Genomic DNA, 13444 nt, shown 5'->3' on the forward strand with positions numbered 1-13444 from the left:
ATCGTTCTGATCGAGGCTTTACCTGGAGCGAAGGCGACAGGGGTTTTGTCGAATTCTCGACATGGAGCTCGCCGCCCTGCTGAAGTGGATCTCCTTGATTATAACGGGAAACTCATCATGAGCCCTCCTTTACGGAGTTGGCACAATGTTTGCGATTGCTCTACCGGGGCATCATGCGCCCACCGTACGGGGCTCGCGCTACCTGGCGGACAATCACCAACAGAGAGCGCCAGTGGGTTCCAAAATGCGAGTTTCGATCATTGGTGCCGGAAATTGTGGATGCGCTTTTGCGGCTGATTTGATCAACCGTGGATTCGGCGTCCTTCTTTACGGTCATCCACATCACCGCCGTAACATTGATGCGATCCGGCGAGATGGTCACCTGACGGCTCGTATGAAGATCGAGGGGCAGTTTAAGCCGACTGTCACCACTGAGATGGCTACTGCCGTAGAATTTTCTCGTGTTCTTGTAGTCGCGGTTCCATCGTATGGGCATGACGACATCATTAGCGAACTAAAGGATTTCGACCTGAGCCGTCACGTCATCGTGGCGATCAACGCCAATTTCTTCGCGTTAGCCTGCTCAAGAGAGTTGAACGCCCTGACCATTTTGGAAACCAACGCGTCACCATATGCATCTTGGATCCAGAAGGGCGAAGTTTTGGTCGCGGGTATCAAGGCCAGTCTGCCGATCGCCGCTTTCCCTAATACGCTGGATGAAAAGCAATGGTCACAGGTCGCGGATATATTTCCCCAGCCGCTCCAATTGCACAATAATGTGTTCGAGATTGGGATGCAGTCCAACAACGGAGTGATACATCCGGTTGCAGCGATCCTCAACACAGGTCGGATCGAAAGCACAAAAGGAGACTTTTTCTTCTATCGGGACGGGATCTCATCCTCGGTCGGGAAGGTCATCGAAGCTGTGGACGTAGAGCGTCTGGCGATCGCCGATGCTTTGGGTTTCCGACTCCAGACATTCCTGCAGGAAATGGTGGGCTTCTATGGCGGATCTTTCGACAAATTCGCAGATTTTGCTTTTCATACGCGCATTCACAATACAACCAAGGCAACCCCGGTCCATATGCAAGACAGATATGTGGTGGAGGACATACCATATATTTTAGTGCCTTGGTATGAGCTCGGGGCCAAAGTAGGCGTAGACGCTCGAACCATAAAGGCTTTCGTGGACATCGCGTCAGCCATGAATGGGATTAACTATTTTGAGAGCGGCCGTAACCTCAGGCGACTGGGTATGGCTCATATGTCGAGGAGGGAACTTTTGCAATTTGTCGAGAACGCGACATGCCATTCACCGTCGTCTTCGCCCTCGGGCCATGTAACCCCCTCAATGGAGAGCACCACATTTGCTTTAGCCAGCTTCGGAGACGTTGGGACTTGAGACTGTAAGGGAAGAGGTCCTATGGAGCACAGCGTGGAGAGGCAGGAAAATGTTAGCAGTAGCCTCAAGCTTCTTCGAAGAGTTTCCATCTCGGAACTTGTCTACGAGCAAGTTCATGAAAAGCTTCTGTCGGGCGAATTGCAGCCCGGCGAACACATGAACGAGAACCGGCTGGCTGGCTCATTGGGCGTGAGTAGGGCCTCGGTTAGGGAAGCTCTTCGACAACTCGAAAAAGATGGCTTGATTGAAATCACCAAAAACAAAGGGCCCTTTGTCCGCGATATGCCGCCTGAAGAGGCGTGGGCTCTCTATGACGTACGCGCCTCTTTGGAGGCGCTCGCCGCCGAACTAGCCGCGAAAAACCGGACCGATACTGATCTAAGACTCTTGGCGCAATGCCTCCATAGCTCAGAGCGCTCTATCATACTCGCGGACGCGGCAACGGCGTTTAATTCTGCAGTCAATTTTAATCGGCTTGTTGCGGTAATGTCTGATAGCCAGATCGTTCTTAAGATGCTGAAGATGATATGGGGGCAGATTGCCTTATTTCGCAGAAAATTCCCGCAACTTAGTCCGGGGCGGTCGAACGACAGCGTAGAAAAACGCATTTTCTCAGCAATTCATGATCGAAACCCAAAAGAAGCGTCAGACCTGATGAGAGCCTACATATTAGACGCCAAAGATCAAATGATAAAGCTGTCACGTCTATGAGCGAACCGCAATTTGTGGTGGCAAAAAGAATGCGTCTTCGAATGGTAACCCGTGTAGTCGGCGACGATCTTAAGATCGTCGTAGGTGTGGTCTCCGGGATCGCGCCGTGTCTTCTAGCCGACAAGCGTCGCACGAGAGCACTCCTTGCCGCCCCTACGGCCTTCAGCCGAAGCGGTGAAGAAATGGCGCAGCCGGACCACGACGGCCGATGCGCCGATGGAGCGAAAGGCTGCGAAGAGAACGGTGCTGACGCCGCCCGAGGAAACCATCGTCGTGGCCTTCCGGCAGAAACGTCCGACAGCCATGGGATCTCCGGACTGCGGGCCGAGGCTTTCAAACAGCGCAAGAGGTTCAAGACCTACAAGATCGGCTTTGTCCAGATCGACAGCTGCGAACTATGGGATGTTGACGGCGAGTTTTTCGTTTCTCCTGCTTGACATTCCCGCCGGGACGGGGGGAATGCACCGGGACGGAGAGGACAGCCAAATGCCAATTGTTTCCGGAGAACGTTAGCGATGCTGGATATAGTGAGGCAGCTGTTGGCAGAACGTGCCGGACGTGCGCAAGCCGCGCGCAAGATTGAACATCTTGCGAGCGGATACTTCAACTCGGCAAGCCTATCGGAGCAGCCCATCGCGCGGCTACAGGAGGCCGGTGGCGGCACTCCGAATGCTCGCGCCTATGCTGGACGGTGGTTCGACGAGGGGTATCGTGATGCAACGGCCGGCCGCACCCGGTCCCTAGGGCGCCAAATGCCCCTAACGGCCCCGTCGCTTGTTGCCAGTATAGTTGCAAATCTGGAGCGTTTTGATAGGAAATGGTGGTGCGAAAAGAGGCCTGTTGAAATGAAGCGCATGCAAGAAAAGGACATTCCCGCGTTCGTTCGGGACGTGGTCGCAACCGGCTGCGACATCTGCGCTGTCGGTCCGAGTTTTTACTCCTTGGGCGATACTGATGTTCCGCGCGACAAGCGTAAGGGATTGCACAAGAAGCTCGGCGAAATCGACGCGCGCTACGGGAGCCGCGATCACCTGCGTTACCAGATTGCGGCGCACCTGCGCTCGATTGGCCGCTACATCGACGCGCCTCCAATGGAAGACGAAGACTGGATAGACAATGAGGCACCCGAGTTGGCTGGCGTCACGCCTTACGACGTGGCGCACTTCCCGACTTACGTCGTCCTGCTGATGGCGCAGGACAAGGGGATCGACTGGCGCAAGGTGGCACGAGCCACCTTGAACATTGACCCAGAGCGCCAGCCGGAACGGGCACGTCGCGTCTGGGCATCGCACCTGGCGCGGGCGCGATGGCTGGCGACCAGCGGCTGCGACCGGCTTCGGAGTGATTTGTTGCAATAGAACATCCCGACGCCCCTACCACCGCCAGACCGTCCGAAGGCGGGTGCTGGCGCTTAGCGCAATGGCAAGCAATAGCTTGGGCCGACCTGCAGCTCGCTAGCCGAACCCTTTTTGCCTTTTTGCGGTCGGCGACCGTCTGCGAGTTCGGGAATGGACGCAGAAGATCGGGCGCACGAACGATGCCTCCGCACTTGTTCTGAACGCCACACTTCACTTGTGAATTTGACAGCAGCGCATAAAGAGCCGCAATTCGCGGCTCTTTATGCTTGAGCTTCGGCGGCCTCCAGGCCGAGTTCGACGGGATCGGGGACCGTCGTCGCGAAAATGTCGAGATAGTTTCGCCGTTTCGTGGGCGATGCTTGCCCGAGCTTTTCGACTTTCTGAGAAACCGTCTCCTTGAGGCGTTCAGCGCTAGGTTTCAGGCTTTCTTCGGCAGCCTTAATCCGCGCGCCGATAGTCGCTACGTCCGCTGTCGCCTCCGCTTCGTTTCCAGGTCCGCCACTCGACGCCGCTTTAGCGCGTTTCGGTTGCGGCAGGCTAGCTTTGTGATTCACGGTGCGAGTTGCGGGCTCCTTTGTTGCTGGTGCCGCTTTCATGATCGCAGCGACAGTCGGCGTCGCCTCAGCGCCGTTGAATTGTGATGACATTCCCTTTTCGGAATCTGCCATACCGGTAGTCGGGGCACCGGCATATTCTTCTGGGTGGCCGGCTCGGGCGTAATCGTCGGTCAAAGCCGGCACGGGTTGAATCGGAAGATATTCGATCGGCGGCACGTCCGGGGTGTGTGCCTGAGAAAATGCTTCCGCGGACTTGAATGGCTGCGTCTCGAAAAAGCGCAGCTTGTCACCGAAGATCGGGCGCTGGCCTTCAACAAGCAGTACCATCTTTGTTTCCGGCATCTGCCGGATTTCCTGCGGCATCATCAGGTCACGTTCGCGAATCTGTTCGACCTTCGTGCGCCTCGGCAGCCCAAGCAGTTCGATCGTGCGCGATTCCGACTGGTAGCGGATGGTCCGCTTGCCGAGCGCACGGGATGCATAGTCGGCGGTCGCCTGATCATTCGCGCCTAGAATGAGCTGAAAACCACAATTGCCGAGCAGCGAATGCCGGGAGGTTTCACCGTAAATCTCGTCGAGATTCTTCAAGTCCTGAATAATGATGGCGAGCTTGATGTTGTAGCCTGCCACATAGGGCAGCTTGGTCATGATCTCGTCCATCTTCTTCAACTGCCGAAATTCGTCGAGCAGGAAGTAAACCGGCAGCGACTTCGGATCGTGCTCAAGGGTGAGGATGTCCATTGTCTGTTGCACGAACAATGTCAGGAGCGGCTTGAGCAGCGTGATATCCGTGACGTTGGGCGCGAGGTAGACGGAGATCGGCCGTCGCTTCATCGCGCGGAGATCCATATCGGTGACGTTCGTAGCAGCGACGATACGTTCGTTCTTGAACGGGCGCATCGCCTTTTGAATATCGAGCAAGGCCGAAGCGGCGGCGCGCTCGGAAAGGGCCAAATATGCGTTGAAGCTTTCCAACGTGAATTTGGACAGATACGGCTCTTTTGCCTTGATGAATTTCATCAACGCCTGCAGGTCGACGCCGCTGTTGAAGAACGAGTTGACCTCCCCGAGATTGCGCCGGCCGTTATAAAACGGGCTTTCCAGCACATAGCTGACAGCGCCTGCCATGACCTGTTGAGCGGTCGCCTGCCACACCGAGTTTTCGGATTCGGTGTTTTCGGGAACGAGAATGCTCGCCGTGTTCTGGATATCGGTCGTACGATTTCCACGTTCCTGGCGAATGAAGTCGAGAGGGTTGTAGCGGTTCGTCCGCTCCGCGCCTGGCGCGAAAAGGAAGACCTGGCTGCCGTTGCGCCGGCGATAGCCGGCCGTCGCCTTGAAAACCTCTCCCTTGAGGTCGGTTATGATCATCGACCCTTCATGCATGAGAGCATTGGGAATGACATAGCCAGCGCCTTTGCCGGAACGTGTCGGCCCGATGATCAGATGGTGACGATCATCCTTGGTGCGCAGGATTTTGCGGCCGATGCGGCCAAAGATATGACCGGACTTGCGAAACCACTTGCCGCGGCAGAGAGCGGCGATGTCCTGAAAGGCCGCGTCGCCGAGCGGGCTGCCTTGCGGCCGAAGGCCGACGTAAGCGACGAGGCCGCCGGCGACGAGCGCGGGTACAAGCGAGCCGATCGCGACCTTCTGTAGAGCAGGATTACCCGCAAAGTGCCAAAATTGCTGGATCGGAACGAATGGATTCGTAGTGATCGTCGTCTCGAGGATCCGGCTGTCTTTGTAGAAGAGCTGCAGGCCAAGGCCATAGCCGAGCATCCATACGGCGAATGCAACGCCGAGGCAGAAGATCAGAAAGACGGTGTGGTACCCCTTGCTCATGATTCGTGCCGCGCGAAAAAAATCTCTGAAACGCCGCGCTTGCCGCCCTCACGGCGCAACTGGATGACGATCGGGATTACCATCTGGATATACGACATGAGATCCTGCTTGGTGAAACCGGCCGACATACCGGCCTGCTGCATCATCATTGCCAATTGCTCATAGGCCCCCAGAGGCGTGTCGGCATGGACCGTCGACATCGAGCCCGGATGGCCGGTGTTGATGGCGCGCAGGAAGGAAAATGCTTCCGCGCCGCGAATCTCACCAACGAACAGCCGATCCGGCCGCATGCGTAGCGACGCCTCGAGCAAGTGCTGAATCGTCACGTCGGCAGTACCCTGGTCGCCTTTCGACGCGATGAGATGCAGCTTGTTCGTCTGCGGAGGAAAGAGTTCTCTGGTATCTTCGAGCGTCAGAATGCGTTCGTTCAGGTCGACGCTCTTCAAACACGCATTGAGAAACGTAGTTTTGCCCGACGACGTGCCGCCGCTGATGAGGATCGAAACACGCTTGGTGATCGCGGTATGGATGAACTCGTAGATGGCATTCGAGCGGAGATAGTCGATCAACTCACGATCGGTGTCGCTTAGTCCTCCGACGGCCACCGAGACCTTTTGAAGGGAGCCGTTGTCGCGATATTCTTCCAGCGTAAAATTGTTCACGACCTGCTTGCGGATGGAGATGGCCCCGCCTTCCGGCGCGGCAGGCGGAAGAACGACCTGGATGCGCTCGCCGGTTGGCAAGGCTGCGCTCAGGATCGGCCTATTCCGGCTGATGAACTGCTCAGTTGCGCCGGCAACGCGCTCGCCGATGTTCTGGATTTCTTCAGCAGTCAGAGCATCGATCTTGTGAAACTCCATGTGATCGGCCCCAAGCCGTTCGACATAGACGTGACACGGCTTGTTGATCGAGATTTCGACGACAGCCGGGTCATCCAGGAAATCCTTTATCGGTGCGAGCGCACGATTGAGAAAATAGTAGGGGTCTCGCGGCCCGAAATTATTCGGAGCCACGTTCACGCTTGATTTCCTTTATGGCTTCAGCCACCGGATCGTCGTACATGGCCGAGAAATCGAAATCCTGGCGAACGTAAACAAAGATTCTCTCACCCTGGCTGACACTGATCGTCGGAGGAATGCGAAGGTTTTCGGAGAGGGCCTGATTTGCCATGTCCGAAAAGGTTTGCGCGATGGTGTCGCGCGCGAGCTCTTCGCCGCGCTTGGCATCATCCTTTTCGTCGCCGAAGGCTTCGTCGCTGCCGTAGCCGGTCAGATAGCTTGCCCCGGCGCCGACGATCGAAAGCAAAATGGCGGACCCAAATCTTTCGCGCCACTTGTTATCGACAATGCCGGTGACGCCGGAGCGGCCGAGGCTATCCGTGCCGATCGAATTCAGGCGCACTGACACCCCATCGTCACGGATGAGGCGCGTCCAGATGACGAAGATGCGCTTTTGGCCCCTGACGACATCGGACTGATATTCGCCGATCAGCCGGGTTCCCGTCGGGATCAACACCCGCCTTCCGTCGAAAGAATAAACGTCCTGCGAGGTGATGGCGCGTATCTGTCCTGGCAAGTCGCTGACGATTGCCGTTTCGAGGATGCCTGGAATCAATGTTCCTTCCGGGATCATTGCGTCGATACGCTCGATCTGGCGCGCTGTCGCTGATCTGTCGGCCAAGCTCGCTGCAGCCGCCAGATATTTGCTGTTGCGGTCCTCACCGGCAACACTCAAGCCATCGCCTTCGTCACCGGCCAGCGTGCCGCCATCGGCCGCCGAGCCCTTGTTGTCGAATACGACCATGGCCGACTTGTAGCGCTCCGGAAATTCTTCCGGCGGCGGTTCGGCGGCTTCGGGTGGCGGGGGAGCGGCAACTACAGGTGCCGGAGGTGGCGACACGTTGAACGCCGTCGTGTCCGGCTTTTCTTCAGCGGGAGGCGGCGGTGGTGGCGGCAACGATATGATCTCACTGTCAGGAGCGGCCGCAGGCTCTTCGACATCACGAACAAAGGACGGGGGCCGGAACGTAGTGGTCCTGAATTCCTCGTCACCATCCAGCACGTCACGAGGCCTTTCCTGTGCACCGGCGAGAACGAAATAGGCCGCGACGGCACCGCCGAGCAGGAGTGCCGCGCCGCCCAGGACCTGGTTGCGTTTGGCGTTCTTGTTGCTGACGTCCGTTTCGTCGGCCGAGAGCATCGCTTCAAGCTCGGGAGTCCGTTTCATCAGTTGCCGCTCCTTCTGCGCTTGGGCGCTAGGCGATCGGGAGCTGGACCGAGGATATTGGGGTCGGGTGCGCCAAAATCTGGCTTTCTCAGATTGAAAATGCACGTCCACTGGTTTCCATCACGCAGCGTGTATTGGGTCGCCACGCCATCGACGACCAGATATTCCCCTTCCTTGCGGAAGTTGCGGAGCGTTTCCGAGAAATCGGAATTCACAGCGAATATTGCGGGCATGCGCCCGCTGAATTTGAAGAACGTCTTCTTCCCGTCGTCGAAAATCATAGACGGCTTGAGCGACGGATCGCCGGAAAAAGAATAGTGGATATTGACGTTTGCCTTGTCGATGTTCGAGACATTGGGATGAGAAGCGCGATGCTCGGCCTCTTTCCGTAGTGCGGCGTTCAGGTCATTTTCCGGGTAGACGAACCTAACCCCAAAGACCTTTTTGCCGGCATCGGGCGCAAAATCGTACAGTTCGATGAAATAGATCCTCTTGGTGGTGACGATGTTCATGTTTGTTGCCACGTTTTTCGCGATGGGCTTCACAAACAGAATGTTGCCTTTTTCGGAGGGCGCGACCTGCCAGCTTTCGGTGTCGCCGAGCGAAATGGTCTCGAACTTCTCATCTTCATCGAAGATGATCATTGTTGAGATTCCATAGGTCGCAGCCACCTTCACCACGTTGTTTTGCTGATAGACAACGCTCGTCACCCTCGCATCGAGGCTGCCTGGCCGTGGCGTTTGCGCCGCATGGGCGTGAGTCAGGATCGCGGCGAAGATCGCCGCCGACGTCAGGAAACGTTTTATCATCCCTGACCTCCCGGCGTCACGGTCTCTTGATCGCGACGATAGTTATAGACCTGGAAGCCTAGCGGGTTTTCGAAGCGCCACTCGTTTGTCATCGGCGTATCAGTGTAGCGGTAGCGAACGACGGAAATGTAGTGCCGGACGATCGAGTCTGTGTCGGTCTTTTCCGTCGTCGAGAAACGGACCAGCGCTGTGCTGGCGTTCGAAAACGTCACCGATTTGATCTCGACGAGGACGCGCTTGTTCTTTCCATAAACCTTCGCCGGATTGTTCGTGTTAGCGGCGCTATAGAGCTCTTGCAGCTCGCGGGCCGCGTCGCCTGTCGACAACAGTGCGGCGATGCCGAAGTTTTCTTCAATGGCGAACGGATCATAGCCTTCGTGCGCGCGAATATATCGTACGACGTTGGCCTGGGTGATTGCCTGCTGTTCGGTCAGGTTCGACGGCCTGGTCAGGCCCGTTTTGACCTCCACATAGCCGGTGTTCTTGTCGACCTCGACGATGTATGGCTCAAAGCTCTTTAACGGTACGAGCAGCACCAAAGCAGCAAGCGCCAAAAGCGTTGTCGCCCCGAAAAGCGTTGTCACAAACCACGCGAGTGCGCGCGACCGCTTCGCCTTTTTGACGATCTCGTTTTCCCAACGATCGCCATCCTGAAAGTAACTCCTGAGAGCAACGTCCTTAGAATCTGCCATCTGGTCTAGCCCTTACTTCTTACGAACCAACAGCCTCAACGAGGCATGCTGTGGCTGCGTATTCGGTTCTGCATTGCCGCCTTTGCGCCGTCTCCCCCGGATGTCGTTGTGGGGCCGCCATTGCCACGGAAGCGGGTGTAGAGGCTCTTGCCGCCCTGGAAGCCGATGCTTGCGCCCTTGATGCCGGCCCGCGACACGTCCATAGGCGCCGTCAAGCCGGTGTATCGACCGACCGTTCTCGCAACGCTGCCGATACCGGCCGCCACTCCGCCGACTATCCCTTGTGCGAGGATCTGGATGTTGATCAGTACAAACGTGCCGGCACCGCACAGCAGCAGAAATGCCGAAATATCGCTGAGCTGGAGCCGCCTTTGGTTGGCCGCGTTCGATACCTTCGTCAACTCAGGGTCCATGGCCGCGATCAAGAAAGCGGCAACGACATAAACGAAGAGCGGAATCAGTGCGTAGAGCAGAACCTGTTGAAACCATGAGACGCCCAGGTTCCGCGTTTGTTCAAAGAGCATGCAAGCGATGAAAATCGGCGCGGTTCCAATGAGCACCCACATCATCACCTTGGCGAGCAGCAAAATTGCGAGAGCAACGGCAATGAAGACGGCGACGCACAACATGATCAGGAAGCCGACCATTGACGGGAGAACCGAGAAATACCCTGACTGTTCGGCAAATGCCGAAGCCGCTTCATTCGCTGTTTTCCAGATCATCGACAGGCCGTTCGTCGGCTCGGTGATACTTGTCCCGGTCGCCGTGAGGATGGCCCGCCCGACGTCTTCAGGGGTATTGTTGAGCCAGGAGTAAAAGAACGTGTTGAAATGGCTCCACTCGCTCACCAGGGTCAGGATCAGCAGCATGCGAACGACGCGACCGATGATTTCGCTGACACTGACGCGAGCAGTTCCCATAAAGAGCTGCAGGCCGTAATAGCCGACATACGCCAGGAACATGACATTGAGCAGTGGAACGATCTCGCCGCCGACAATTTCGTAGGCTCGTTCAGAAAAATTCGCCCCTGTTTGCTCTATCCTGTCCAGCAGTTCGCCCAAGAAATCCTGCATTGCCGCCTACCGTCCCTATTCCACTTCCATCGCCTCGAGGGCCGCAGATGCATCGCCATTGACATGCATCATCGGTCCGCATTCGAGACGGGGATCCGGCGCATAAGACGTCAGGTTCGCCGGCCGCTTGCAGGGCGCAGTCTTCTCCTTGACCGTGCCGCAGCCGGAAAGAGCGGCCACGACCACGAAAAGCGACGTCACTGTCGCTGTTTTTGTCGGCTTAGTTCCCACTGTAGCTGAGCGCCTTTTTCGAGTTGGAGATATCGGTCAGACGCCGCTGATTGTCCGCCTGGAGGGACGAAACCGCGCCGTTCATCACACCGATCAATTCGTTGATCGTCAGGCCCGCTTGCACCTGAAGCTGCGTGTTTTGGTCGATCGAGCCCTTGATGTCCTGCGCCTGGCCGATCTGCTGGCCTGCCTGCTCAAAAGCACTTTTCCGCGTCTGGGCCGCCTGTTGCGACCCATTCACCAGTGCCGCGACACCAAGTACGGTGTTCACCAACTCCTCGTAGGACTTATCGCCAGAGAACGTGCTGTTCGCCTGGCCCGACAGACTTTTGACCAGTTGCAGACCATTGATGAACGTCGTGGCAACTTTGGCGATGTGTCCGCCCATGCCGCCGAAATTCGGCACACCGCCTTGGAGCAGGCTATCGAATGACGGCATCGACGAGACTGAAAAGCCATTGCCGACAGCCAGGTCCTGCATCTGGTTGGCATCACTGCCGCGATCGCCTGTCACAGACTTCAAGGTCTGCTCGACGGTCGTGAGGATTTGCTTGTTCGTGCCGAGGATCTTGTCTGTGGTCGCGGCTGTCTGTTTCGCTACATCAAAGTTTGCTCCGTCAATCACAGGAACTTGTGCGGATGCGGCCGATGCAAGGACTATCGCCGACGCAGAAATGATAAAGCGCTTCATGGTATTCTCCCTCATTGTGGCTTCAACATCAGATTTACGTTGGCCGCGCGTTCGCGTTTCTGAACGCATGCTTTCTCCGTCGGGCTCCATTCGAGTCCTTGGCGCGGATCGCATAGGTCGGTTGTCTCGCGCGGTTTTTTGTCCTCGTCCTTAGAATCTGAGGACTGCGAAGCGCCCGAGAGATTGCTCGCCGTGTTGGCGTTGCGGGAGTTGATCAGATCGCCCATTGCCGTTCCCATGCGGATGACCTGATTCATCATTTCGAGATTGGCATTGCGGGCGCCGGAATTGTGATCCCAACTGTCCTGGATCGTGCCACTCTGCATCCCACCCAACTGCTGCAGCCACGAGGCTACATTTCCGACGCTATCGGTCGCCGCTTGCGACGTCGCCATGGCGTTGATCGTTGAATCCCGCATGCCGGCATAGGCAGTGTTACCGCCACCGTAGTTGAGCGGAATGTTTGCCTGATCCGAGCCGCCAAAGGCCGGAAGCCATCTTTGCGTGATGTTTTTTACGTAGCCCTGAGTCTCCTTGAACGGCGGAATGCCGCCGTATTTTTGGACGTTGCCGTGACCGGAATTGTAGGCCGCAAGAGCAAGGTTCACGTTGCCGTTGAAGCGCCTCAATTGCTGCCGGTAATATTTGGCGCCTCCGCGCAGGTTTTCCTCGATGTTGTGAGGGTTAACGCCGAGATCGGCAGCTGTGCCGGGCATGAGCTGTGCCAGGCCGATCGCGCCCACGCCTGACTTTGCACAAGGGTTGAAACGGCTTTCCTGGTACACAAGAGCGAGAAATTCGTTCTCGTTAATGCCTTCCTCTCGGGCGATACGCTTCACCAGACCGGCAATTTCCGGATTGGCGTTGGCAGCTGCTACCGGATCGTCTCGCCGGCCAGGCCGGTACACCGAGCAAGTGACGCTCTTGTTTATGGAAAAACGATCCTTGTCGACTTTTTCGATTTCGGTCGTCTTTTCGTCCCTCGTCGTACGCTCAGTCAGGTTCGCACCGTCGATGACGGGCACTCCTCCCGCCAATGCCGGCGCCGGTACGGCAAGCGCCGTCAACATCAGCCAAAGAGCAGGATTATTCTCCATTGACCCTCTCCCATCCGCAGAATTCGGCCAGCCAGCGTTCAGGCTCATCGCCATATTTTTCCCGCAGCGCAGCACACTCTTCGATCGTCTTCTTGTTGCCGGAGAGCACCTTTACGAGTTCCGGCATTGTCGACAGATCGAGGCGGGCAATAACCGAGTCATTGCCGTGCTTGATCAAAAACGTGCGCTTTTCAGGCGGGGTATTCTTGATGAAGTTGAATTCTTTGACCGTCAGCCCAAATCGCTTGATGTAGCTGTCTTCGTCCGCCCGGGGATTCGGGAAATGGATGTTCGTCGCTGCCTGTTCGATGATCGTATGGGCTGCTTTGGCCCTGGTGATATCGGCCGCTGATTGCGTACCAAAGCCGACGATGCCATTCAGTTTTCGGATCGTTTTCATCTTGTCGACGATGAAGTTGCTGAACGTCTCGTCCGAGAGAAGCTGCCAGCCTTCGTCCATGAAGAACATGACAGGATCGCCGGTCAGCAGTTCGTCGAGGCGATGGTAGATGTACATCAGCGCCGGCGTGCGAAGATCCTCAGTCAAGAGGATGCTCGTCATGTCGAAACCGAAGACGCTTCTTCCGGAGAACGACAAGACATCGTGCGGAGCGTTGAACATCCAGGCCTTTTCACCGTCGATCCACGGCCGCAGTCGTGAATGAAGGTCATTCGCGTCGGCCCGAGAACGGCCGACGAGCAGGCCCGAAAGATTTGGCAGATTGCGTTCGGCCGCAGGCTCCTGCATCAGG

The 13444-nt window shown here is 56.8% G+C and carries 13 protein-coding genes and 1 pseudogene; 4 read left to right on the forward strand and 10 right to left on the reverse strand.

All coding sequences use genetic code 11. The annotated features are described in order from the left end of the window. The first annotated feature begins 145 nt into the window (after positions 1–145). The 4 genes from E5W70_RS18505 (at position 146) to E5W70_RS18520 (ending at position 3471) form a co-directional block, all read left to right on the forward strand. Positions 146–1402, forward strand: a complete 1257-nt coding sequence (locus tag E5W70_RS18505) for an NAD/NADP-dependent octopine/nopaline dehydrogenase family protein (protein ID WP_292660549.1) — start codon at positions 146–148, stop codon at positions 1400–1402. Between the two features lie 21 nt (positions 1403–1423). Then, the gene (locus tag E5W70_RS18510) at positions 1424–2113 is read left to right on the forward strand and encodes a GntR family transcriptional regulator (protein ID WP_292660552.1); all 690 of its coding nucleotides are present in this window, start codon (positions 1424–1426) and stop codon (positions 2111–2113) included. After that, entirely contained in the window at positions 2110–2550 is a 441-nt protein-coding gene (locus E5W70_RS18515) for a hypothetical protein (protein WP_292660553.1), read from the forward strand. The genes E5W70_RS18510 and E5W70_RS18515 overlap by 4 nt, the downstream gene beginning before the upstream one ends. Before the next feature lie 78 nt (positions 2551–2628). Beyond that, the gene (locus E5W70_RS18520; RefSeq protein ID WP_292660556.1) at positions 2629–3471 is read left to right on the forward strand and encodes a hypothetical protein; all 843 of its coding nucleotides are present in this window, start codon (positions 2629–2631) and stop codon (positions 3469–3471) included. 260 nt (positions 3472–3731) lie between these two features. Here E5W70_RS18520 and E5W70_RS18525 read toward each other — a convergent pair whose 3' ends face one another. From E5W70_RS18525 to E5W70_RS18570, 10 genes and pseudogenes are all read right to left on the reverse strand, one after another. Beyond that, positions 3732–5873, reverse strand: a complete 2142-nt coding sequence (locus tag E5W70_RS18525; protein WP_292660558.1) for a type IV secretory system conjugative DNA transfer family protein — start codon at positions 5871–5873, stop codon at positions 3732–3734. After that, positions 5870–6892 carry a P-type DNA transfer ATPase VirB11 gene (virB11, locus tag E5W70_RS18530; RefSeq protein WP_292660562.1) on the reverse strand — a complete coding sequence of 341 codons (1023 nt, stop codon included), beginning with the start codon at positions 6890–6892 and terminating at the stop codon, positions 5870–5872. Before virB11 ends, E5W70_RS18525 begins: the two co-directional genes overlap by 4 nt. After that, positions 6873–8099 carry a type IV secretion system protein VirB10 gene (gene virB10, locus E5W70_RS18535; RefSeq protein WP_292660586.1) on the reverse strand — a complete coding sequence of 409 codons (1227 nt, stop codon included), beginning with the start codon at positions 8097–8099 and terminating at the stop codon, positions 6873–6875. Before virB10 ends, virB11 begins: the two co-directional genes overlap by 20 nt. Then, on the reverse strand, positions 8099–8908 hold the full coding sequence (gene virB9, locus E5W70_RS18540) for a P-type conjugative transfer protein VirB9 (RefSeq protein WP_292660565.1): 810 nt from the start codon (positions 8906–8908) through the stop codon (positions 8099–8101). The genes virB10 and virB9 overlap by 1 nt, the downstream gene beginning before the upstream one ends. Continuing rightward, positions 8905–9600, reverse strand: a complete 696-nt coding sequence (locus E5W70_RS18545) for a virB8 family protein (protein WP_292660569.1) — start codon at positions 9598–9600, stop codon at positions 8905–8907. The genes virB9 and E5W70_RS18545 overlap by 4 nt, the downstream gene beginning before the upstream one ends. Before the next feature lie 35 nt (positions 9601–9635). Beyond that, positions 9636–10673: a type IV secretion system protein gene (locus tag E5W70_RS18550; protein ID WP_292660572.1), complete on the reverse strand. Its 1038-nt coding sequence runs from the start codon at positions 10671–10673 to the stop codon at positions 9636–9638. 15 nt (positions 10674–10688) lie between these two features. After that, positions 10689–10904: a hypothetical protein gene (locus E5W70_RS18555; RefSeq protein WP_292660575.1), complete on the reverse strand. Its 216-nt coding sequence runs from the start codon at positions 10902–10904 to the stop codon at positions 10689–10691. Further along, the gene (locus tag E5W70_RS18560; RefSeq protein WP_292660578.1) at positions 10894–11595 is read right to left on the reverse strand and encodes a type IV secretion system protein; all 702 of its coding nucleotides are present in this window, start codon (positions 11593–11595) and stop codon (positions 10894–10896) included. Before E5W70_RS18560 ends, E5W70_RS18555 begins: the two co-directional genes overlap by 11 nt. 11 nt (positions 11596–11606) lie before the next feature. Beyond that, positions 11607–12692, reverse strand: coding sequence for a lytic transglycosylase domain-containing protein (locus E5W70_RS18565; RefSeq protein ID WP_292660580.1), 1086 nt, complete (start codon positions 12690–12692; stop codon positions 11607–11609). Beyond that, positions 12682–13444, reverse strand: a pseudogene (locus E5W70_RS18570) (type VI secretion protein); the annotation flags it as partial. The pseudogene E5W70_RS18570 and the gene E5W70_RS18565, both read right to left, overlap by 11 nt.

Source organism: Mesorhizobium sp. (genome assembly GCF_005063415.1).
GTDB lineage: Bacteria > Pseudomonadota > Alphaproteobacteria > Rhizobiales > Rhizobiaceae > Mesorhizobium.

What these genes read in the sequence shown, in the direction of transcription:
- E5W70_RS18545 (WP_292660569.1), bottom strand. Translation starts at nt 9,600, where the DNA reads ATGGCAGATTCTAAGGACGTTGCTCTCAGGAGTTACTTTCAGGATGGC.
- virB9 (WP_292660565.1), bottom strand. Translation starts at nt 8,908, where the DNA reads ATGATAAAACGTTTCCTGACGTCGGCGGCGATCTTCGCCGCGATCCTG.
- virB10 (WP_292660586.1), bottom strand. Translation starts at nt 8,099, where the DNA reads ATGAAACGGACTCCCGAGCTTGAAGCGATGCTCTCGGCCGACGAAACG.
- E5W70_RS18520 (WP_292660556.1), top strand. Translation starts at nt 2,629, where the DNA reads ATGCTGGATATAGTGAGGCAGCTGTTGGCAGAACGTGCCGGACGTGCG.
- E5W70_RS18515 (WP_292660553.1), top strand. Translation starts at nt 2,110, where the DNA reads ATGAGCGAACCGCAATTTGTGGTGGCAAAAAGAATGCGTCTTCGAATG.
- E5W70_RS18565 (WP_292660580.1), bottom strand. Translation starts at nt 12,692, where the DNA reads ATGGAGAATAATCCTGCTCTTTGGCTGATGTTGACGGCGCTTGCCGTA.
- E5W70_RS18525 (WP_292660558.1), bottom strand. Translation starts at nt 5,873, where the DNA reads ATGAGCAAGGGGTACCACACCGTCTTTCTGATCTTCTGCCTCGGCGTT.
- E5W70_RS18550 (WP_292660572.1), bottom strand. Translation starts at nt 10,673, where the DNA reads ATGCAGGATTTCTTGGGCGAACTGCTGGACAGGATAGAGCAAACAGGG.
- E5W70_RS18505 (WP_292660549.1), top strand. Translation starts at nt 146, where the DNA reads ATGTTTGCGATTGCTCTACCGGGGCATCATGCGCCCACCGTACGGGGC.
- E5W70_RS18510 (WP_292660552.1), top strand. Translation starts at nt 1,424, where the DNA reads ATGGAGCACAGCGTGGAGAGGCAGGAAAATGTTAGCAGTAGCCTCAAG.
- E5W70_RS18560 (WP_292660578.1), bottom strand. Translation starts at nt 11,595, where the DNA reads ATGAAGCGCTTTATCATTTCTGCGTCGGCGATAGTCCTTGCATCGGCC.